The 21,949-nt window shown below is 59.0% G+C and carries 15 protein-coding genes and 3 tRNA genes; 9 read left to right on the top strand and 9 right to left on the bottom strand.

Annotated elements, in window-relative coordinates; all coding sequences use genetic code 11:
• Nucleotides 1–246: 246 nt before the first annotated feature.
• The gene (gene folD / locus AC07V9_RS07545) at nucleotides 247–1,101 is read right to left on the bottom strand and encodes a bifunctional methylenetetrahydrofolate dehydrogenase/methenyltetrahydrofolate cyclohydrolase FolD (RefSeq protein ID WP_495015112.1); all 855 of its coding nucleotides are present in this window, start codon (nucleotides 1,099–1,101) and stop codon (nucleotides 247–249) included.
• Between the two features lie 309 nt (nucleotides 1,102–1,410).
• Between folD and AC07V9_RS07550 the strand changes: the two genes are divergently transcribed.
• The 9 genes from AC07V9_RS07550 (at nucleotide 1,411) to AC07V9_RS07590 (ending at nucleotide 10,672) form a co-directional block, all read left to right on the top strand.
• Nucleotides 1,411–1,487 (top strand) — tRNA-Arg (locus tag AC07V9_RS07550).
• 41 nt (nucleotides 1,488–1,528) lie between these two features.
• Nucleotides 1,529–1,604: transfer RNA gene (locus AC07V9_RS07555), tRNA-His, on the top strand.
• Nucleotides 1,605–1,661: 57 nt separating this feature from the next.
• Nucleotides 1,662–1,746: transfer RNA gene (locus AC07V9_RS07560), tRNA-Leu, on the top strand.
• A gap of 371 nt (nucleotides 1,747–2,117) precedes the next feature.
• On the top strand, nucleotides 2,118–3,428 hold the full coding sequence (gene tig / locus AC07V9_RS07565) for a trigger factor (RefSeq protein ID WP_495015113.1): 1,311 nt from the start codon (nucleotides 2,118–2,120) through the stop codon (nucleotides 3,426–3,428).
• Between the two features lie 91 nt (nucleotides 3,429–3,519).
• The gene (gene clpP, locus AC07V9_RS07570) at nucleotides 3,520–4,161 is read left to right on the top strand and encodes an ATP-dependent Clp endopeptidase proteolytic subunit ClpP (RefSeq protein ID WP_062390604.1); all 642 of its coding nucleotides are present in this window, start codon (nucleotides 3,520–3,522) and stop codon (nucleotides 4,159–4,161) included.
• A gap of 115 nt (nucleotides 4,162–4,276) precedes the next feature.
• A complete protein-coding gene (gene clpX, locus AC07V9_RS07575; RefSeq protein WP_495015114.1) occupies nucleotides 4,277–5,560 on the top strand; it encodes an ATP-dependent Clp protease ATP-binding subunit ClpX in 1,284 nt (427 codons plus the stop codon).
• A gap of 183 nt (nucleotides 5,561–5,743) precedes the next feature.
• Nucleotides 5,744–8,140 (top strand): endopeptidase La, encoded by a 2,397-nt coding sequence (gene lon / locus AC07V9_RS07580; protein WP_495015115.1) that lies wholly within the window; start codon nucleotides 5,744–5,746, stop codon nucleotides 8,138–8,140.
• Between the two features lie 145 nt (nucleotides 8,141–8,285).
• Nucleotides 8,286–8,558: an HU family DNA-binding protein gene (locus AC07V9_RS07585; RefSeq protein ID WP_003183171.1), complete on the top strand. Its 273-nt coding sequence runs from the start codon at nucleotides 8,286–8,288 to the stop codon at nucleotides 8,556–8,558.
• Between the two features lie 239 nt (nucleotides 8,559–8,797).
• Nucleotides 8,798–10,672 carry a SurA N-terminal domain-containing protein gene (locus AC07V9_RS07590; RefSeq protein WP_495015116.1) on the top strand — a complete coding sequence of 625 codons (1,875 nt, stop codon included), beginning with the start codon at nucleotides 8,798–8,800 and terminating at the stop codon, nucleotides 10,670–10,672.
• Nucleotides 10,673–10,999: 327 nt separating this feature from the next.
• Here AC07V9_RS07590 and fabI read toward each other — a convergent pair whose 3' ends face one another.
• The 8 genes from fabI to gloB form a co-directional block, all read right to left on the bottom strand.
• Nucleotides 11,000–11,794 carry an enoyl-ACP reductase FabI gene (gene fabI, locus AC07V9_RS07595; protein ID WP_495015117.1) on the bottom strand — a complete coding sequence of 265 codons (795 nt, stop codon included), beginning with the start codon at nucleotides 11,792–11,794 and terminating at the stop codon, nucleotides 11,000–11,002.
• An 18-nt stretch (nucleotides 11,795–11,812) separates the two neighbouring features.
• Entirely contained in the window at nucleotides 11,813–13,423 is a 1,611-nt protein-coding gene (locus AC07V9_RS07600; protein WP_495015118.1) for an ABC transporter ATP-binding protein, read from the bottom strand.
• A 1-nt stretch (nucleotide 13,424) separates the two neighbouring features.
• Nucleotides 13,425–14,444, bottom strand: coding sequence for an ABC transporter permease (locus AC07V9_RS07605; RefSeq protein WP_495015119.1), 1,020 nt, complete (start codon nucleotides 14,442–14,444; stop codon nucleotides 13,425–13,427).
• Nucleotide 14,445: 1 nt separating this feature from the next.
• A complete protein-coding gene (locus AC07V9_RS07610) occupies nucleotides 14,446–15,519 on the bottom strand; it encodes a microcin C ABC transporter permease YejB (protein ID WP_495015120.1) in 1,074 nt (357 codons plus the stop codon).
• 1 nt (nucleotide 15,520) lies between these two features.
• Nucleotides 15,521–17,389 carry an extracellular solute-binding protein gene (locus tag AC07V9_RS07615; RefSeq protein WP_495015121.1) on the bottom strand — a complete coding sequence of 623 codons (1,869 nt, stop codon included), beginning with the start codon at nucleotides 17,387–17,389 and terminating at the stop codon, nucleotides 15,521–15,523.
• Nucleotides 17,386–19,215, bottom strand: coding sequence for an extracellular solute-binding protein (locus tag AC07V9_RS07620; protein ID WP_495015122.1), 1,830 nt, complete (start codon nucleotides 19,213–19,215; stop codon nucleotides 17,386–17,388). The genes AC07V9_RS07615 and AC07V9_RS07620 overlap by 4 nt, the downstream gene beginning before the upstream one ends.
• A 225-nt stretch (nucleotides 19,216–19,440) precedes the next feature.
• The gene (locus AC07V9_RS07625) at nucleotides 19,441–21,048 is read right to left on the bottom strand and encodes a LysM peptidoglycan-binding domain-containing protein (RefSeq protein ID WP_495015123.1); all 1,608 of its coding nucleotides are present in this window, start codon (nucleotides 21,046–21,048) and stop codon (nucleotides 19,441–19,443) included.
• Between the two features lie 99 nt (nucleotides 21,049–21,147).
• Nucleotides 21,148–21,927, bottom strand: a complete 780-nt coding sequence (gene gloB, locus AC07V9_RS07630) for a hydroxyacylglutathione hydrolase (protein ID WP_495015124.1) — start codon at nucleotides 21,925–21,927, stop codon at nucleotides 21,148–21,150.
• Nucleotides 21,928–21,949 lie beyond the last annotated feature (22 nt).

A 21,949-nucleotide genomic window follows, 5' to 3' on the forward strand; every position in this document is an offset into this window, starting at 1 on the left:
GGCCTGAGTCCGGTGCAGTTTCGAACCCAGGCCATGAGCCTCTAGCGCTTTTTGTCCAACTTTTGGGGGTCAGTTCATGGTTTGGTTACTTTGCCGAAACAAAGTAACTCGACGAAGTCGAAACAGGTCTGGCGTTAGCCAGAACACCCCAGGGCACCGCAATACTCAATGACCCGCCACCTCTGATAAAACCCCCACATAAAAAAACGGCGCCAACAGGCGCCGTTCTCTTACGCACAACGCCAATCAACCGTGCAGCGTTTCCGCCGCATACAGCGTGTTCTCCAGCAGGCACGCGCGGGTCATCGGGCCGACGCCACCTGGCACCGGAGTGATCCAGCCAGCGCGGGGCAGGGCGGTCTCGTAGACCACGTCGCCCACCAGCTTGCCGTCGTCCTGGCGGTTGATGCCGACGTCGATCACGATCGCGCCTTCCTTGATCCACTCACCTTTGACCAGACCCGGTTTGCCAGCGGCCACGACCACGAGATCGGCGCGGCCGACATGGCCTGCCAGATCCTGGGTAAAGCGGTGGGTCACGGTTACGGTGCAGCCGGCCAGCAGCAGTTCCATGGCCATCGGGCGCCCGACGATGTTGGACGCGCCCACCACCACGGCATCCTTGCCGTACAGGTCCACACCGGTGCTTTCCAGCAGGGTCATGATGCCTTTCGGAGTGCAGGGGCGCAGCAGCGGGATGCGCTGGGCGAGGCGGCCGACGTTATAAGGGTGGAAACCGTCGACGTCCTTATCCGGACGAATGCGCTCCAGCAGCGGCGAGGAGTCCAGATGTTCAGGCAGCGGCAATTGCAGCAGGATGCCGTCGATGGCCGGATCGTCATTGAGGCTGTCGATCAGATCGGTCAGCTCGGTCTGGGAGGTAGTGGCGGGCAGGTCGTAGGCCCGGGAGATGAAGCCGACCTCTTCACAGTCTTTGCGTTTGTGCGAGACGTAAACCTGAGAGGCGGGGTCGCTGCCGACCAGAATCACCGCGAGGCCCGGCGTGCGCAGCCCTTGCTCGCGACGTTCGGCAACTCGTTGGGCGATCTGCTGGCGCAGGTTGGCTGCGATCGCTTTGCCGTCTATTAGTTTTGCAGTCATTACGCGTGATTAACCATCGGAAGGGAGGGAAAAAGAGCGCGCATTCTCGCATGACCTGGCCGATGGGCAAAGGCGGTTGGTCCGCTTAATAAGCTAAGCCCTTTAATTATCTGAATTTTTTAGAAAAAAGTGTTGACGACCTTTGAGACCGTCTATAAGATTCGTCGCACTTGTCGGGCACAACCCCACACAGGATAAGCCGGAAGCGGTTCATCAAGTCGAAAGGTTGATTAAGTCAGGTAGAGTTCAGATCGGCTCAGCGTGATTGAAAGCTCTTAATTTGCAGTCGAAAGAATGCAGATTAACCAAGCGCCCGTAGCTCAGCTGGATAGAGCATCCGCCTTCTAAGCGGATGGTCGCAGGTTCGAGTCCTGCCGGGTGCGCCACTAAAGGCAGCTTTGGCACAAGTAAGTAACAACGCAATATGGTGGGCGTAGCTCAGTTGGTAGAGCACAGGATTGTGACTCCTGTTGTCGTGGGTTCGATCCCCATCGTCCACCCCATATTCGAAGAAGGCGCCAGATTCATAATCTGGCGCCTTTGCTTTAAGCGCTTCAAACGCGGACGTGGTGGAATTGGTAGACACACTGGATTTAGGTTCCAGCGCCGCGAGGCGTAAGAGTTCGAGTCTCTTCGTCCGCACCAGTTAAAACCCTGAACAGGCATCGCCTTTTCAGGGGTTGAAAAAGCCGCCCCGTGCGGCTTTTTTTGTTTCAGCGCATTGGTTTCACGCTGGAACAAGTCCGCCATGCTGTTGATGTCGGGCTTTTCCGGAGTGTTTCCGGGGGTTGGATCGACATTCGGTCGTGCCTCGCTTCCTTTTATATAGAGGGGCGCAGGGCGCGTTCCAGACCGCTTGCGAAGGTTTGAATCTTCGTCCTTTCCCTTCAGGTTGCATTCCACCGTATTTACCCTTCTTCAGTAGGGTGACTTCTTGAGATTGACCCACTAGAATGCTTGCCCTTGATTCTGGGGTCGGAAACGGCCGGCTAACGTCTGTGCAACGAGGAATATCCATGCAAGTTTCTGTTGAAAACACTTCCGCTCTCGAGCGCCGCATGACCATTGGCGTGCCAGCTGAGCGCATCGAGACCGAAGTCAACAAGCGTCTGCAGCAGACCGCACGTAAAGCCAAGATCCCGGGCTTCCGCCCAGGCAAAGTGCCTATGAGCGTGATCCGCCAGCGTTATGAAGACGGTGCCCGTCAGGAAGCCCTGGGCGACCTGATCCAGGCCACCTTCTACGAAGCTGTCGTAGAGCAAAAGCTGAACCCGGCTGGCGCACCTTCCGTTGAGCCAAAAACCTTCGAAAAAGGCAAGGACCTCGAGTACATCGCTACTTTCGAAGTGTTCCCTGAATTCTCCGTTGCCGGTTTCGAGTCCGTTTCTGTCGAGCGTCTGTCGGCTGACGTCGCTGATTCCGATCTGGACAACATGCTGGAAATCCTGCGTAAGCAGAACGTTCGTTACGAAGCCGTCGATCGCGCTGCTGCCAACGAAGACCAGCTGACCATCGACTTCGTCGGCAAGATCGACGGCGAAGCCTTCGCGGGTGGTTCGGCGACCGGCACTCAGCTGGTACTGGGCTCGGGGCGCATGATCCCTGGTTTCGAAGACGGTCTGGTTGGCGCCAAAGCCGGCGAAGAGCGCGTTCTGAACCTGACCTTCCCTGAGGACTATCAGAACCTGGAACTGGCCGGCAAAGCCGCTGAGTTCACTGTGACTGTGACTTCGGTATCTGCACCGACCCTGCCAGAGCTGAACGAAGCCTTCTTCAATCAGTTCGGCATCAAGGAAGCGACCCTGGAAGGTTTCCGCACCGAAGTTCGCAAGAACATGGAGCGCGAACTGCGTCAGGCGATCAAGTCCAAGGTCAAGAACCAAGTGATGGACGGCCTGCTGGCTGCCAACCCGATCGAAGTGCCAAAGGCCCTGCTGGAAAACGAAGTGAACCGTCTGCGCGTTCAGGCCGTTCAACAGTTCGGTGGCAACATCAAGCCTGACCAACTGCCAGCCGAGCTGTTCGAAGAGCAAGCCAAGCGCCGCGTCGAGCTGGGCCTGATCGTTGCTGAAGTGGTCAAGCAGTTCGACCTCAAGCCTGACGAAGCCCGTGTTCGCGAGCTGATCCAGGAAATGGCTTCCGCCTACCAGGAGCCAGAGCAGGTCGTGGCCTGGTACTACAAGAACGAACAGCAGATGAACGAAGTGCGTTCGGTTGTGCTGGAAGAACAAGTTGTGGATACTGTTTTGCAGAAAGCGAGCGTGACCGATAAAGCGGTCTCGTACGAAGAAGCCGTCAAGCCGGTTGAAGCTCCACAAGCCGACTGATTTCTTTCTCTCGTTCGAAAACACCATAAGCCAGCCTTCGCGCTGGCTTATGCGTATTCAAGACATGACTATTTGGGAGTGAATGCGAGACATGTCCCGCAATTCTTATATTCAGCAGAACTCTGACATCCAGGCCGCTGGCGGCTTGGTCCCGATGGTTATCGAGCAGTCCGCCCGTGGCGAACGTGCCTATGACATCTACTCCCGCCTGCTCAAGGAACGCGTCATTTTCCTGGTCGGTCCGGTTGAAGACTACATGGCCAACCTGATCTCGGCGCAGTTGCTCTTCCTTGAAGCGGAAAACCCGGACAAGGACATCCATCTCTACATCAACTCCCCAGGCGGTTCGGTGACTGCGGGCATGGCGATCTACGACACCATGCAGTTCATCAAGCCGGACGTTTCGACCACCGTAATGGGTCAGGCCTGCAGCATGGGCGCGTTCCTGCTGGCGGGCGGCGCCAAGGGCAAGCGTTTCGCCCTGCCGAATTCCCGCGTGATGATTCACCAGCCACTGGGCGGTTTCCAGGGGCAGGCGTCGGACATCGACATTCACGCCAAGGAAATCCTGTACATTCGCCAGCGCCTGAACGAACTGCTGGCGCACCATACCGGTCAGTCGCTGGAAACCATCGAGCGTGATACCAACCGCGACAACTTCATGAGCGCCGAGCGCGCTGCTGAATACGGTCTGGTGGACTCGGTGCTCGACAAACGTCAAATGATCAAATGATTGCTTGAATGGCAGTAATCCCGGGTGGTCGGGACTCCCGTGCCACCTGCGGACTTGAAAAAGCCCGCAATTGCCTTCATCTTGTGTTGCAAGCCTACCGGATTGGATCGATCGAATGACTGACACCCGCAACGGCGAGGACAACGGCAAACTGCTTTATTGCTCCTTCTGCGGCAAAAGCCAGCATGAAGTGCGCAAGTTGATTGCCGGCCCCTCGGTATTTATCTGTGACGAGTGCGTCGACCTGTGCAATGACATCATCCGCGAGGAGGTGCAGGAAGCACAGGCAGAAAGCAGCGCGCATAAATTGCCATCGCCTAAAGAAATCAGCGGCATCCTTGACCAGTACGTCATCGGTCAGGAGCGTGCCAAAAAGGTTCTCGCAGTAGCGGTGTACAACCACTACAAGCGTCTGAACCAGCGCGACAAGAAAAACGACGACGTTGAACTGGGCAAGAGCAACATCCTGCTGATCGGCCCTACGGGCTCCGGCAAGACCCTGCTGGCCGAAACGCTGGCACGTTTGCTCAACGTACCGTTCACCATCGCCGACGCCACCACCCTGACCGAAGCTGGTTATGTGGGTGAGGACGTGGAAAACATCATTCAGAAGCTGTTGCAGAAGTGCGACTACGATGTCGAGAAGGCCCAGATGGGTATCGTCTACATCGACGAAATCGACAAGATTTCGCGCAAGTCCGACAACCCGTCCATCACCCGTGACGTTTCGGGCGAGGGCGTGCAGCAGGCTCTGTTGAAACTGATTGAAGGCACCGTGGCTTCCGTTCCGCCGCAAGGTGGTCGCAAGCATCCGCAGCAGGAATTCCTGCAAGTGGACACGCGCAACATCCTGTTCATCTGCGGCGGCGCATTCTCGGGCCTCGAAAAGGTCATCCAGAATCGCTCCACCAAGGGCGGCATCGGCTTCAACGCCGAGGTTCGCAGCAAGGAGGAGGGCAAGAAGGTTGGCGAGTCCCTGCGTGAAGTCGAGCCTGACGATCTGGTCAAGTTCGGTCTGATCCCGGAATTCGTGGGCCGTCTGCCAGTACTTGCGACCCTGGACGAGCTGGACGAAGCTGCACTGATGCAGATTCTGACCGAGCCGAAGAACGCCTTGACCAAGCAGTACGGCAAGCTGTTCGAAATGGAGGGTGTGGACCTCGAATTCCGCACCGATGCACTCAAGTCGGTTGCCCGTCGCGCGCTGGAGCGCAAGACCGGTGCCCGTGGTCTGCGTTCCATCCTCGAAGGCGTACTGCTCGACACCATGTACGAAATCCCGTCGCAACCTGACGTGAGCAAAGTGGTGATCGACGAGAGCGTCATCGAAGGTACCTCCAAACCGCTGCTGATCTACGAGAACAGCGAGCCACCCGCCAAGGCGGCTCCCGACGCGTAAGCCTTCAGGCTGGCGCACCGGGCGACTGGAAAACGACAGGGGCCCTCGGGCCCCTTTCGTGTTTCAGCGGCTCTTTCGCATTAACTCGAACCGACGCTTGTTTTTTTGCAAAGCTACCCCCATCTTGGTTTTCAGCTCATTTCTATCTGTCCATGGCCTTAAGGCCGCCGTAGAGGCGAAATCATGAAGACGACCATTGAACTGCCTCTTTTGCCATTGCGCGATGTCGTGGTGTATCCGCACATGGTGATCCCACTGTTCGTGGGTCGCGAAAAATCCATCGAGGCCCTCGAGTCTGCGATGACCGGCGACAAGCAGATTCTGCTGCTCGCCCAGAGAAATCCCGCAGATGATGACCCGGGTGAAGACGCTCTTTATAGCGTGGGTACGATTGCAACCGTATTGCAGCTGCTGAAATTACCGGATGGCACCGTCAAGGTGCTGGTCGAGGGTGAGCAGCGTGGTTCTGTGGAGCGTTTCATCGAAGTGGATGGCCACTGCCGCGCCGAAGTGGCGCTGATCGATGAAGCCGACGCCCCTGACCGCGAATCCGAAGTGTTCGTGCGCAGTCTGCTGTCACAGTTCGAACAGTATGTGCAGCTGGGCAAAAAGGTCCCGGCTGAAGTCCTGTCCTCGCTCAACAGCATCGATGAGCCGGGGCGCCTGGTCGATACCATGGCTGCCCACATGGCGCTGAAGATCGAGCAGAAGCAGGAAATCCTTGAAATCATCGAGCTGGGCGGTCGCGTGGAACACGTCCTGGCCCTGCTGGATGCCGAGATCGACCTGCTGCAGGTCGAGAAGCGCATCCGTGGTCGCGTGAAGAAACAAATGGAGCGCAGCCAGCGTGAGTACTACTTGAATGAGCAGATGAAGGCCATTCAGAAAGAGCTCGGCGACAGCGACGAAGGCCACAACGAAATCGAAGAGCTGAAAAAGCGCATCGATGCCGCCGGCCTGCCCAAAGACGCGATGACCAAAGCCACCGCCGAGCTGAACAAGCTCAAGCAAATGTCGCCGATGTCGGCCGAAGCCACTGTCGTGCGCTCGTATATCGACTGGCTGGTTCAGGTGCCGTGGAAGGCCCAGAGCAAGGTGCGTCTGGACCTGGCGCGTGCTGAAGACATTCTCGACGCCGATCACTACGGCCTGGAAGAAGTCAAAGAGCGCATCCTCGAATACCTCGCTGTGCAAAAGCGCGTGAAGAAAATTCGTGGCCCGGTGCTGTGCCTGGTGGGTCCTCCTGGCGTGGGCAAGACTTCGCTGGCCGAGTCGATCGCTCACGCCACCAATCGCAAGTTCGTGCGCATGGCCCTGGGTGGCGTACGTGACGAAGCTGAAATCCGTGGTCACCGTCGTACCTACATTGGTTCGATGCCGGGTCGCCTGATCCAGAAAATGACCAAGGTTGGCGTGCGCAACCCGCTGTTCCTGCTCGACGAAATCGACAAAATGGGCAGCGACATGCGCGGCGATCCTGCATCTGCACTGCTCGAAGTGCTCGATCCGGAGCAGAACCACAACTTCAACGACCACTATCTGGAGGTCGACTACGACCTGTCGGATGTGATGTTCCTCTGCACCGCCAACTCGATGAACATTCCTGCGGCCCTGCTGGACCGTATGGAAGTGATCCGTCTGCCGGGTTACACCGAAGACGAGAAGATCAACATTGCTACAAAATATCTCTCGCCCAAGCAGATCGCTGCCAACGGCCTGAAGAAGGGCGAAGTCGAGTTCGAAGAAGAGGCCATCCGCGACATTATCCGGTATTACACCCGTGAAGCGGGCGTGCGTAGCCTGGAGCGTCAGATCGCCAAGGTCTGCCGCAAGGCGGTCAAGGAGCACGCCGGCGAGAAGCGTTTTGCCGTGGTCGTCACTGCCGCGATGCTTGAAAACTACCTGGGTGTGCGCAAATTCCGCTACGGCCTGGCCGAGCAGCAGGATCAGATCGGTCAAGTGACCGGCCTTGCCTGGACTCAAGTGGGTGGCGAACTGTTGACCATCGAAGCGGCCGTCGTGCCCGGTAAGGGTCAGTTGATCAAGACCGGCTCGCTGGGCGATGTCATGGTCGAATCGATCACCGCTGCACAGACCGTTGTGCGCAGCCGCGCCAAGAGCCTGGGTATCCCTCTGGACTTCCACGAGAAGCGCGACACCCACATCCACATGCCGGAAGGGGCAACGCCCAAAGACGGCCCTAGTGCGGGCGTAGGTATGTGTACGGCGCTGGTTTCGGCGCTAACGCAGATCCCGGTGCGTGCCGACGTGGCCATGACGGGTGAAATCACCCTGCGTGGTCAGGTGCTGGCGATTGGCGGTTTGAAAGAAAAACTGTTGGCCGCGCACCGCGGCGGAATTAAAACGGTGATTATTCCTGAAGAAAACGTACGTGATTTGAAGGAAATTCCCGACAATATCAAGGCAGACCTGCAAATCAAACCTGTTAAATGGATTGACGAAGTCCTGCAAATTGCGCTGCAATACGCGCCGGAGCCCTTGCCGGATGTGGCTCCGGAGATGGTTGCGAAGGATGAAAAACGCGAGTCTGACTCTAAGGAAAGAATTAGCACGCATTAGTCTGGGGGGCCTTCCTTGACAGCTTTTTAGAGCCCTTGTTATAAAGCGGCTCTTTCCAGCGTCAGCAGGCCATTCAGCGTTTGTTTGGCTTTACCAGAAAACTTAGAAAATATACTCAATATAGATAGAGATAAGGGGACTTAGAGTGAACAAGTCGGAACTGATTGATGCTATCGCCGCATCCGCTGACATCCCGAAAGCTGCTGCTGGCCGTGCGCTGGACGCAGTAATCGAATCCGTCACTGGCGCTCTCAAGGCTGGCGACTCTGTTGTACTGGTTGGTTTCGGCACTTTCTCCGTTACTGATCGTCCTGCCCGTACCGGCCGTAACCCACAGACCGGTAAGACTCTGGAAATCCCGGCAGCCAAGAAGCCAGGTTTCAAAGCCGGTAAAGCTCTGAAAGAAGCGGTCAACTAAGTTTCTTTCTACCTTTGCCTACCCCAGGACAGCGTAACTCTGTCCTGGTCGTGAAGCGGCAAGTGCGGTTGGTCAAGCGCTGGCCTGTCACCTCCGGGGAACGCACATCGAACCCCGTCCGCTTTGCACGTTACGAGAAGGCGCATCCTGGGATGCGCCTTTCTTCTATCCGGAATACACCCACGCTCCGCTCCGTGTGTCGCAGCTTGGTGAGTTGAGTACAACCCTCTGGGGGACGCATGCTGCAGAATATCAGGGACAATTCACAAGGCTGGATTGCCAAGACCATCATCGGCGTTGTCATGGCGCTGATGGCCCTGACGGGTTTCGATGCCATTTTCAGGGCGACCAGCCACAGCCAGGATGCTGCCAAGGTCAATGGCGATGAAATCACTCAGGCCGATCTGGGGCAGGCCGTTGAAATGCAACGCCGCCAGCTCATGCAACAGCTGGGCAAGGATTTCGATCCTGCGATGCTCAATGAAAAGATGCTGCGCGATTCGGCCCTCAAAGGCCTGATCGATCGCAAGCTGCTGCTGCAAGGTGCGGCAGATGCCAAATTCAGCTTTTCGGAAGCCGCGCTTGACCAGCAGATTCTGCTGACGCCTGAATTCCAGGTGGACGGCAAATTCAACGCTGATCGTTTCGATCAGGTCGTTCGCCAACTGGGCTACAGCCGCATGCAATTCCGCCAGATCCTCGGCCAGGAAATGCTGATCGGCCAGATCCGTGCAGGCATTGGCGGCAGTGCGTTCGTTACCGACGCGCAGGTCGACGCTTTCGCCCGTCTGGAAAAACAGACCCGCGATTTCGCAACCCTGACCCTGCCGGCCGATCCTTCCAACGTGAAAGTCACTGACGACGAGATCAAGGCGCACTACGACCAGCACGCCAAGGAATTCCTCAGCCCTGAACAGGTTGTGCTGGACTACATCGAGCTGAAGAAGTCTTCCTTCTTTGACAAGGTGTCGGTCAAGGATGAGGACCTGCAGGCGGCCTACCAGACTGAAATCGCCAACCTGGCCGAGCAGCGTCGCGCTGCGCACATCCTGATCGAAGTCAACGACAAGGCCACCGATGCCCAGGCCAAGGCGAAGATCGAAGAAATCCAGCAGCGTCTGGCCAAGGGTGAAGACTTCGCGGCGCTGGCCAAGGAGTTTTCGCAGGATCCGGGTTCATCGGCCAAGGGCGGTGACCTGGGTTACGCGGGCAAGGGCGTTTACGACCCGGCCTTCGAAGACGCGCTGTATGCGTTGAACAAGGACCAGGTATCGGCCCCGGTTAAGAGCCAGTTCGGCTGGCACCTGATCAAGCTGTTGGGCGTAGAAGCTCCGTCGGTTCCAACCTTCGCCAGCCTGAAAGAGAAACTGACCCACGACCTGAAATCCCAACAGGTCGAGCAGAAGTACGTCGATGCCAGCAAAAAACTGCAAGACGCTGCATACGAAGCGTCTGACCTGACCCAACCCGCGCAGGACTTGGGCCTGAAGGTTCAGACCACCGCACCGTTCGGTCGCGAGGGTGGCGAAGGCATCGCTGCCAACCGCGCTGTCATCCAGGCCGCGTTTAGCCCTGAAGTGATGGAAGAGGGGTCCAACAGCTCGGCGCTGGAGCTGGACCCTGAAACCATCGTGGTGGTGCACGTCAAGGAGCATCGTCAACCTGAGCAGCTGCCTTTGGAAGCGGTCTCCAGCGCGATTCGTGCGCAGTTGACCAAGGACCATGCGAGCGAGGCCATCAAGGCCAAGGGCGAGACGCTGCTGGCGGGTCTGCGCGATGGTAAGGTGCCGTACACCGCCACCAAGCAGGAAGGGCAGAACTGGAAGGTCGTGGAAGCGGCGTCCCGTGGTCAGGAGGGTGTTGATCCTCAGGTGCTGCAGGCGCTGTTCCGTATGCCCAAGCCTGAGGGCAAGGACAAGCCGGTTTACAGCAGCCTCACCGCTGCCGATGGCAGCTTCGTGGTTGTGCGCCTCAATGGCGTGAATCAGGCGGCTCCAGCGACCGATGCCGAGAAGACCCAGTACCGTCGCTTCCTGGCGTCACGTGAAGGCCGTCAGGACTTCGAGTCGTATCAGGCACAGCTGCAATCGGCTGCGAAGATCGAGAAGTACTGATTCGTCGTAATATTTGCTGAAACAAAAAGCCCCGGTTCGAGAGAATCGGGGCTTTTTGGTTTTGGGTTGGCGTTGGACGTGCCTTGGTATCTGAGCTGTTGCATAAGAAGATCAAGGTTAATAGCGCAGGATCGGTAAGCTCCACGCTGGAGATTCCTGTGGGAGCGAATTCATTCGCGATGGGCCGGTACAGACACCACATTTGCATCGTCTGAACCTTCTCCGCGAATGAATTCACTCCCGCAGATACAGCGTCAGCTCTTCAAACAAAAAAGCCCCGGCTCAAAAGAACCGGGGCTTTCAGTCATCGCGAAAAGCTTGAAAACATCAGCCTTCCAGATCACCCATCGCAGTGGTGTTGAAACCACCGTCGACGTACATGATCTCGCCACTCACACCCGATGCCAGGTCAGAGCACAGGAACGCGCCAGCGTTACCCACTTCTTCAATGGTCACGTTGCGACGCAATGGAGTTTGCGCTTCGTTGGCCGCCAGCATCTTGCGGAAGTTCGAAATACCCGAAGCGGCCAGGGTACGGATCGGACCTGCCGACACCGCGTTCACGCGGGTGCCATCCGGGCCCAGGCTGCGTGCCAGGTAACGAACACCGGCTTCCAGGCTGGCCTTGGCCATGCCCATCACGTTGTAGTTCGGCATGGTGCGCTCGGCGCCCAGGTACGACAGGGTCAGCAGGCTGCCGTTGCGGCCTTTCATCAGTTCGCGACCGGCCTTGGCCAGGGCCACGAAGCTGTAGGCGCTGATGTCATGGGCGATGCGGAAACCGTCACGGGTTGTGGCTTGGGTGAAGTCGCCATCCAGTTGGTCGCCCGGAGCGAAGCCCACGGAGTGCACGATGCAGTCCAGGCCGTCCCACTTTTTGCTCAGTTCTTCGAAGACCTTGGCGATTTCTTCGTCGCTGGCCACGTCGCAAGGGAAGCACAGGTCAGCGTTCGAACCCCAGCCAGCGGCGAATTCTTCGACGCGACCCTTGAGTTTTTCGTTCTGGTAGGTGAAGGCAAGTTCAGCGCCTTCACGGTGCATGGCGGCAGCGATACCGGATGCGATGGACAGTTTGCTGGCGACACCGACGATCAGGACGCGCTTACCGGCGAGAAAACCCATGGTTTGTTCCTCTTCAGGTTAATCGACAGTTGCCGGTGCCAGAAAAGCGGCCTCCAGCAACTGCTGTGTATAAGGATGTTGCGGTGCGGCGAAGATGTCTTCTGCCGCACCCTGTTCGACCACTTGGCCTTGCTTGACCACCATCAGCTGGTGGCTCAGCGCTTTGACTACCGCCAGGTCATGGCTGATAAACAAATACGTCAGGTTGTACTTCGCTTGCAGGGAGCGCAAAAGCTCCACCACCTGGCGCTGAACGGTCCGGTCGAGGGCCGAAGTCGGCTCGTCCAGTAAAATCAGCGCCGGTTTTAACACTAATGCCCGTGCGATGGCGATCCTTTGCCGCTGCCCGCCGGAAAACTCGTGAGGGTAGCGGTGCCGGGTTTCCGGGTCCAGACCCACTTCCTTGAGCGCTGCGATCACCGCCGCTTCCTGTTCCGCGGGCGTGCCGATCTTGTGAATGCGCAAGCCTTCGCCAACGATGTCACACACCGACATGCGCGGGCTCAGGCTGCCGAACGGGTCCTGAAACACCACTTGCATCTGCCGCCGCAGCGGGCGTACCTGATCCTGCTTGAGGCAGGCCAGCGAATCGCCCTGAAAGCGTATCTCGCCTTCGCTACGAATCAACCTCAGAATCGCCAGGCCCAACGTCGATTTGCCTGAGCCGCTTTCGCCGACGATCCCCAGCGTCTGGCCCTTGGGCAGACTGAAGTGGATGCCGTCCACGGCCTTGACGTGATCGACGGTGCGTTTGAACACGCCTTTCTTGATCGGAAACCAGACCCTCAAGTCCTCGACTTCCAGCATCGGCGCCCCCGGAACGTTGTCCGCCGGCCCCCCTTTGGGTTCGGCCCCGAGCAATTCGCGGGTGTACGGATGCTGCGGTGCGCGGAACAGTTCTTCGCACGATGCCTGTTCGACGATGCAACCGCGCTGCATGACACATACTCGGTTGGCAATTTGTCGAACGACGTTCAAATCGTGACTGATCAGTAACAATGCCATGCCAAGACGGGCCTGCAATTCCTTGAGCAGTTTGAGGATTTTCAGCTGGACGGTGACGTCCAGCGCGGTGGTCGGCTCGTCAGCGATCAGCAGTTCCGGCTCATTGGCCAGGGCCATGGCGATCATTACGCGCTGACGCTGCCCCCCTGAGAGCTCGTGGGGCAGGGCCTTGAGGCGTTTGAGCGGTTCAGGGATGCCCACCAGCTCCAGCAGCTCCAGCGTGCGCCGTGTGGCCGCCTTGCCGGTCAGGCCCTTGTGCAGGCCGAGCACTTCGTTGATCTGCTTTTCGATGGACTGCAGCGGGTTCAGCGAGGTCATCGGTTCCTGAAAGATCATCGCAATACGGTTGCCGCGGATGGCGCGCATGCGTTTTTCGCTCACCGTCAGCAGCTCATCGCCAGCGTACTGAATGGTGCCGGTGGGGTGTTGCGCCAGCGGGTAGGGCAACAGTCGCAGGATCGAATGGGCGGTGACTGACTTGCCCGATCCGCTTTCCCCTACCAGGGCCAGGGTCTCGCCCTTGCGAATGTCGAAGCTGATGCCTTCGACCACGCGCTGGGTTTTCTGGCCGCTGACGAACTCGACCGACAGGTTGCGGATTTCGATCAGATTGTCCTGATTCATCTCATTTCCTCGGGTCGAATGCGTCACGGGCGGATTCGCCGATGAACACCAGCAAACTCAACATGATCGCCAGCACGGCAAAAGCGCTGATGCCCAGCCACGGCGCCTGCAGGTTGGATTTGCCCTGTGCGACCAGCTCGCCCAGGGAAGGGGAGCCGGCGGGCAGGCCGAAGCCCAGGAAGTCCAGCGCGGTCAGCGTGCCGATCGCGCCAGTGAGGATGAAAGGCATGAAGGTCATGGTCGAGACCATGGCGTTGGGCAGGATGTGACGGAACATGATGGCGCCATTCTGCATGCCCAGTGCCCGGGCTGCGCGCACGTATTCGAGGTTGCGACCACGGAGGAATTCGGCGCGCACCACGTCCACCAGGCTCATCCAAGAGAACAGCAGCATGATGCCCAGCAGCCACCAGAAATTGGGCTGCACGAAGCTGGCGAGAATGATCAGCAGGTACAGCACCGGCAGGCCTGACCAGATTTCCAGAAAGCGCTGGCCGACCAGATCGACCCAGCCGCCGTAGAAGCCCTGCAAGGCCCCCGCGACGACGCCGATGATCGAGCTGAGCACGGTCAGGGTCAGGGCAAACAAAACCGACACACGAAAGCCGTAGATCACCCGGGCCAGCACATCGCGGCCCTGATCGTCGGTGCCGAGCAGGTTGTCGCGCGATGGCGGCGCCGGAGCCGGGACTTTCAGGTCATAGTTGATGCTCTGGTAGCTGTAAGGGATCGGCGCCCACAGCGACCACCCGCCCTTGGCCGCGATCAGCTCTTTGATGTAGGGGCTCTTGTAGTTCGCCTCCAGCGGGAATTCGCCGCCGAACGTGGTTTCCGGGTAGCGCTGGAACACCGGGAAATACCATTGACCGTCGTATTTGACGATCAGCGGTTTGTCGTTGGCGATCAGTTCAGCGCCAAGGCTGAGACCGAAAAGAATGACAAACAGCCACAGCGACCACCAGCCACGCTTGTTGGCCTTGAAGCGTTCGAAACGGCGTCGATTGAGAGGGGACAACGTCATATCAATGATCCCTGCGGTCGAAGTCGATACGTGGGTCAACCAGCGTGTAGGTCAGGTCGCCGATCAGTTTCACCACCAGCCCCAGCAGGGTGAAGATGAACAGCGTGCCGAACACCACCGGGTAGTCGCGGTTGATCGCCGCTTCGAAGCTCATCAGGCCCAGGCCGTCGAGGGAAAAGATCACTTCCACCAGCAAAGAGCCGGTGAAGAAAATGCCAATGAAGGCCGACGGGAAACCGGCGATCACCAGCAGCATCGCGTTGCGGAACACATGGCCATAGAGCACGCGACGCTGGGTCAGGCCCTTGGCCTTGGCGGTGATCACATACTGTTTGCCGATTTCATCGAGAAAGCTGTTCTTGGTCAGCAGGGTCATGGTGGCAAAGTTGCCGATCACCAGGGCCGTGATCGGCAAGACCAGGTGCCAGAAGTAATCACCGACCTTGCCCAGCCAGCTCAGTTCGTCGAAGTTGCTGGAGGTCAGGCCGCGTAGCGGGAACCAGTCGAAATAACTGCCGCCCGCGAATACCACGATCAGCAGAATGGCGAACAGGAAAGCCGGGATCGCGTAGCCGACGATGATCGCCGAGCTGGTCCAGACGTCGAAGTAGCTGCCGTGTCGCGTGGCCTTGGCGATGCCCAGCGGGATCGACACCAGGTACATGATCAGCGTGCTCCACAGCCCCAGCGAGATCGACACCGGCATTTTCTCGACGATCAGGTCGATGACCTTGGCGTCGCGGAAGAAGCTGTCGCCGAAGTCCAGGCGCGCGTAGTTCTTGACCATGATCCACAGGCGTTCCGGCGCCGACTTGTCGAAGCCGTACATGTGCTCGATTTCCTTGATCAGCGCCGGGTCCAAACCCTGGGCGCCGCGGTAGGTCGAGCCCGCCACCGAGACCTCCGCGCCGCCACCGGCGATGCGGCTGGTGGCGCCTTCGAAGCCCTCAAGTTTGGCGATCATCTGCTCCACCGGGCCACCGGGGGCGGCCTGGATGATCACGAAGTTGATCAGCAGAATGCCGAACAGGGTCGGCACGATCAGCAGCAAGCGCCGCAGAATGTACGCCAGCATGTTATTGCTCCGTGTCCTTGGAAGGTGCTGTGTCCTGCGCTGGCTGCACGGGAATGGCAGGCGTCGCGTCAGGCTTGACCCACCAAGTCATGCTGCCAATGTCGTACAGCGGCGATTTTGCCGGGTGCCCCAGGTGATTCCAGTACGCCAGACGCCAGGTCTTGATGTGCCAGTTGGGGATCACGTAGTAGCCCCAGAGCAGCGCGCGGTCCAGGGCGCGGGTGTGGTTGATCAGGCTCTGGCGCGAGTCGGCATTGATCAGCCCACTGACCAGCGTATCGACCGCCGGGTCTTTCAGACCAATCAGGTTGTAGCTGCCCGGTTTGTCGGCGGCCGAAGAATCCCAGTATTCGCGTTGTTCATTGCCCGGCGAGCTGGACTGCGGGAAGCTGCCGACGATCATGTCGTAGTCCCGCGAGCGACGGCGGGTGATGTATTGCGAGACGTCGACCCGGCGAATCTCCAGGTTGATGCCGATGTCCGCCAGGTTGCGTTTGAACGGCAGCAGCACGCGCTCGAACTCGGTCTGGGCCAGGAGGAATTCGATGCTGACCGGCTTGCCTTCGGTGTCGACCATCTTGTCGCCGACGATCTTCCAGCCCGCTTCCTTGAGCAGCGCGAAGGCCTTGCGCTGCTGTTCGCGAATCATGCCGCTGCCATCGGTGACCGGCAGTTTGAATTCCTCGGTAAACAACGCAGGCGGCAGTTTGTCGCGCAGCGGTTCGAGGATTTTTAGCTCGGCCTCGGAGGGCAGTCCGCGAGCGCCCATGTCCGAGTTATCGAAATAGCTTTTTGTGCGTGTATAGCTGCCAAAAAAGAGTTGCTTGTTGGTCCACTCGAAATCCAGCAGCAGGCTCAGGGCCTGACGCACGCGCACGTCCTGGAACATCGGCTTGCGCAGGTTGAAAATGAAGCCCTGCATACCTTGCGGGTTGCCGTTGGGGATTTCTTCCTTGATCAGCTTGCCCTCGCGCACGGCGGGTACGTCATAGGCGGTGGCCCAGTTCTTCGCGGCCATTTCCTGCCAGAAGTCGAAGGCTCCGGCTTTCAGGGCTTCGAGGGCGACGGTGTTGTCGCGGTAGTAGTCGGTGGACAGCGTGTCGAAGTTGTAGAAACCCTTGTTGACCGGCAGGTCCTTGCCCCAGTAATCCTTGACCCGCTCATAGCGCACCGAGCGCCCGGCCTTGACCTCGACCACCTTGTACGGCCCGCTGCCCAGCGGGATTTCCAGGTTGCCTTTGCTGAAGTCGCGAGTCGCCCACCAGTGCTTGGGCAACACCGGTAATTGACCGATGATCAACGGCAGTTCCCGGTTGTCGTTGTGCTTGAACTTGAACAGCACGGTCAGCGGGTCTTCGGCGACGACCTGATCGACGTCGGCGTAGTAACTGCGGTAGAGCGGTGAGCCATCCTTGATCAGGGTGTTGAAACTGAACACCACGTCATCGGCGCGCACCGGATGGCCATCGTTGAATTTGGCTTCGGGTCGCAAGAAAAAGCGCACCCAGCTGTTGTCCGGGGCTTTTTCGATCTTGCCTGCGATCAGGCCGTATTCGGTGAACGGCTCGTCCAGGCCCTGGCGCATCAGGGTGTCGTAGATCAAGCCAATATCATCGGCGGGAACGCCTTTGCTGATGAACGGGTTAAGGCTGTCGAAGCCGCCAAAGCCGGCGCTGCGCAGGATACCGCCCTTGGGGGCGTCGGGGTTGACGTAGTCGAAGTGCTTGAAGTCGGCCGGGTATTTCGGTGCTTCGTTGTACAGCGTGATGGCGTGTTGCGGGGCCGCTTGGGATGCGCAGGACATTCCCAGCAAAAGAGGACCGAGCAGAAACAGGCCGCCAGCCCGCGAAAGGGAGCGCAGGGCAGTCATTGGGTTTTCTCCGAAGGCTTGAGCCACCACGCACGCAGGCCCAGGGTGTAGGGCGGGGTGGTGACGAAGGCGAAGCGATTGCGGTACGCCAGACGATGCGTGTTGAGGTACCAGTTGGGAATCATGTAGTGCTGCCAGAGCAGAACGCGGTCCAGGGCTTTGGTGGTCGCAACCTGATCGTCACGGGTTTTCGCGGCCAGCAGCTGGTTGAGGAGGTTGTCCACCACCGGGTTGACGACGCCTGCGTAGTTCTTACTGCCCTTGATGTTGGCCTGGCTGGAATGAAAATACTGCCATTGCTCAAGGCCGGGGCTTAGCGTCTGGTTCAGGGTCATCAGAATCATGTCGAAATCGAACTGGTCCAGCCGCTGTTTGTATTGAGCGCGATCTACCGTGCGCAGGCGGGCGTCGATGCCAATCCGCGTGAGGTCTTCGATGTAGGGCTGCAGGATTCGTTCGAGGCTCGGATTGACCAGAAGTATTTCGAAACGCAACGGCTGCCCGGCGCTGTTCGCAAGGCCGTGGTCGGTGAATTTCCAGCCCGCTTCTGCCAAGAGGCCAAGGGCGCGGCGAATCGTGTCGCGAGGCACGCCGCCGCCATCGGTCCTGGAAACGGCAAACGGCTGGGTGAACAGTTGGGGCGGCAGTTGCGCGCGGTAGGGCGAGAGGATCAGGAACTCGCGACCGGCCGGCACGTCGCTGGCGGTGAATTCGCTGTTGGGGTAGTAGCTCACCGAGCGCTTGTAGGCATCGTTGAACAGCGTGCGATTGGTCCACTCGAAGTTGAACATCAGCCCCAAGGCTTCGCGCACTTTGATGTCGGCGAAGGTGTTGCGCCGGGTGTTCATGAACAGGCCCTGAGTCTGGGTGGGGATCTGATGCGCAATCTGCGCCTTGATCACGCGGCCCTCGTTGACGGCGGGGTAGTCGTAGCCGGTGAACCAGTTCTTGGCCTGATGCTCGATGTAGATGTCGAATTCGCCCGCCTTGAAGGCTTCGAAGGCAACGTCGGCGTCGCGGTAGAACTCGACTTCCACGCGGTTGAAGTTGTACTTGCCGCGATTGACCGGCAGGTCCTTGCCCCAGTAATCCTTGACCCGCTCGAACACTAGGCTGCGCCCCGGACGGACTTGGGTGATGCGGTACGGGCCGCTGCCCACGGGGGGGGCGAAGGTGGTGGCCTTGAAGTCGCGGTTCTTCCAGTAATGCTGCGCCAGCACCGGCAACTCGCCCAGGCGCAGGATCAGCAACGGGTTGCCGGAGCGCTTGAACACGAAGCGAATGCGATGGCGGTTGAGGATGTCGACCCGCTGCACCTCCTGCAGCGCTGTGCGGTATTGCGGGTGTCCGTCACGTAACAGCGTTCTGTAGGAGAACGCCACATCAAACGCGGTAATCGGCTTGCCGTCGTGAAAGCGTGCTTCCGGGCGCAGGTTGAACACCACCCAACTGCGGTCTTCGCTGTATTCGACGGTCCTGGCGATCAGGCCGTAGCTGGAGGTGGGTTCGTCGCCGGACGGGTCGTACTGGCCGGTGCCGACCATCAACGGCTCGTTCAACTCGCTGACGCCATACTGGCCGAAATTGGGGGTGGAGATCGGGCTGCTGCCCTTGAAAGTGTAGGGGTTGAGGGTGTCGAACGTGCCATTGGCCATGATTCGCAAGGTGCCAGCCTTCGGCGCCTCGGGATTGACCCAGTCGAAATGCGTGAAGCTGGCCGGATACTTGAGGACACCGAACTGGGCGTAACCATGGCTTTCGCTGATGGTCGCGGCGGCTGTCGTGCTCAAGACCAGGCTGAATATCAGCAGCAAGAGGCGTATCAAATCGGGGTTCGATCCAGGCAGCGGTCGGTCACAGTAACAGCTTGTATGGGCTGGAAAAAGGTGGGGGCCAAGGTGCGAGTGTTACGGCAGGTTGATGCAAAACCCTGTGGGAGCGAATTCATTCGCGATGCAATGGGCCCTCCGACGGATATGTGTCGAATGTACCGGGCTCTCGCGAATGAATTCGCTCCCACAGGTGTTCACCCTATGCCGGGTGCGGGCAGATCAATGCGGCAGATAAACCGTCAACGTCTGCCCAGGCTTCAGCGCCTGACCACTGCGAGGGTTCCAGCGTTTAAGGTGCTGCATTTCGACGTTGAAACGTTTGGCAACCAGATACATCGAATCACCTTTCTGGATCTTGTACTGCATCGGCTTGCCGTCAGCGCCTTTGGGGCTGGTGTCGGCCTTGGCCACGGCGCGAGACGTGCTCTTGGCCGGCTTGCTGTTGTCCTGCATGACCAGGGTCTGGCCGACCTTCAGGTTGTAACCCGACAGCTTGTTCCAATGCTGCAGGTCGTTGACTTCAACCTTGTTGATGCGCGCGATCTGGCCCAGGTTGTCGCCTTTTTTCACCGTGTAAGTGCGCGTGCGCGCAGGTTTTTCGTCAATTTCGGCCACTTCCTCGAACACCGGCATCGCCATTTTCATGCCCGGTTGAACTGGGATGGTCAGGGCTTGCCCGCGTTTGAGGTGATTGCCGGACAGCTTGTTCAAATCCTTGATCGTGCTGGTCGAGACCTTGTAGCGGCTGGCGATGCTGGCCAGGCTGTCGCCCGGACGCACGCGGTATTGCTGCCAGTCCACCAGCTCTTCAGGCTTCATGTTCGACAGGCTGGCGGTGAGCAGTTGCGATTTGGAGGTCGGCACCAGCAGGTGCTGTGGGCCGTCGATGGTCAGGCGCTTCTTGAACGCCGGGTTAAGCTGCATCAGCTCGTCTTCATCGATGTTGGCCATCTGCGCGACCTTGGACAGGTCCATGCGCTGGTTCAGCTCGACGACTTCGAAGTACGGCTTGTTGTCGATCGGGCTGAGGTTGACGCCATAGGCCTCGGGCGACATCACCACTTGCGACAAGGCCAACAGTTTGGGCACGTAGTCACGGGTTTCCTGCGGCAGGGGCAGGTTCCAGTAGTCGGTCGGCAGGTTGAGCTTTTCGTTGCGTTCGATGGCGCGGCTGACGGTGCCTTCGCCAGCGTTGTAGGCCGCCAGGGCCAGCAGCCAGTCGCCGTTGAACATGTCGTGCAGCTTGGTCAGGTAGTCCAGCGCTGCAGCGGTGGACGCGGTGATGTCGCGGCGTCCATCGTAGAAATTGGTCTGACGCAGATTGAAGTAGCGCCCGGTGGAGGGGATGAACTGCCAGATACCTGCAGCATCGCTGCGCGAAAGGGCCATCGGGTTGTAGGCGCTTTCGATCACTGGCAGCAGGGCCAGCTCCAGCGGCATGTTGCGTTCTTCCAGGCGCTCGACGATGTAGTGCATATAGAGGCTGCCACGCTCACCGGCCGTTTCAAGGAACGACGGGTTGTTGGCGAACCACAGGCGCTGTTGGTCGATACGCGGGTTGAGGTCGTTGCCGTCCTGCAGCTGGAAGCCCTGACGCATGCGCTCCCAGACATCGTGGGGCGGTGCCAGAGGCGCAGGTTTGCGGGCGACGAAGACGGGCTTTGGCTTGACGCTGGCCGGGGACTGCGTGGCATTGGCCGAGCCGCCAGGCTCCAGGCTGCTGGTGGTCTGGCAGCCTGCCAACGTAGCGCTCGCGACCACCGCGATTGCCTGTGCCAACCGAGTCAATGCGTCGCAATTAAAGGTTTTACGTGTAGATGACGACATTGGCTGGTGGATAGTTCCAGTCGAAAATGTCGGGCGATTCTAGAAAGCGTCTTAACAACGGTCAACCTTTCAGAATTTTTGTGCCGATCCGCCACCTGATTAGAACTTATCTTTCCAGGCTCGCAACGCGGCAAAAACCGCTACAGGCGAGGCGTTGTCCGTACCGGTCCGTTCGTCTGCTTTCTGTTTGACCGACGGCTCGGACACGCGCAGAAACGGATTGGTCTTGTGTTCCAAGGCAAGAGTGGACGGCAGGCTGATGCGGTTTTCCTCGCGCCAGCGGGTCACCTGCTCGAAACGGCCGGTCACGTCCGGGTTGTTCGGCTCCACCGCCACTGCAAACCGCAGGTTGCTCAGGGTGTATTCGTGGGCGCAGTAAACCTGCGTGGTGTCCGGCAGCGCCGCCAGACGGCTCAGCGAGTGATGCATCTGCTCGGGCGTGCCTTCGAACAGGCGACCGCAGCCAGCGGCGAACAGGGTGTCGCCACAGAACAGCAGCGGGGTCTGCGCATCGGCGTGATAAAAGGCAATGTGCCCCAGGGTGTGGCCCGGCACCGCATGGACGGCGAACGGCAGGCCGAGTACGGTGATCTGGTCCGCGTCGGAAAGGGCGACGTCCCTTGCCGGAATTTTCTCGTTGACCGGCCCGTAGACCTTGGCGCCGGTGACAGTCTTCAGTTCGGCGACGCCACCGGTATGATCGGCATGGTGATGAGTGACCAGAATGTCACTCAGTTGCCAGCCCGGATGGGCGTCCAGCCATGCCAGCACTGGCGCGGCATCGCCCGGGTCGACTACCGCGCAACGCTTGTTGGCATTGTCTTGTAACAACCAGATGTAGTTATCGGTGAAAGCGGGCAGGGCGTCGATCTGTATCATGGCGCGATTCACTTGGCTGGAA

The organism is Pseudomonas sp. GW821-FHT02A11 (genome assembly GCF_059421985.1).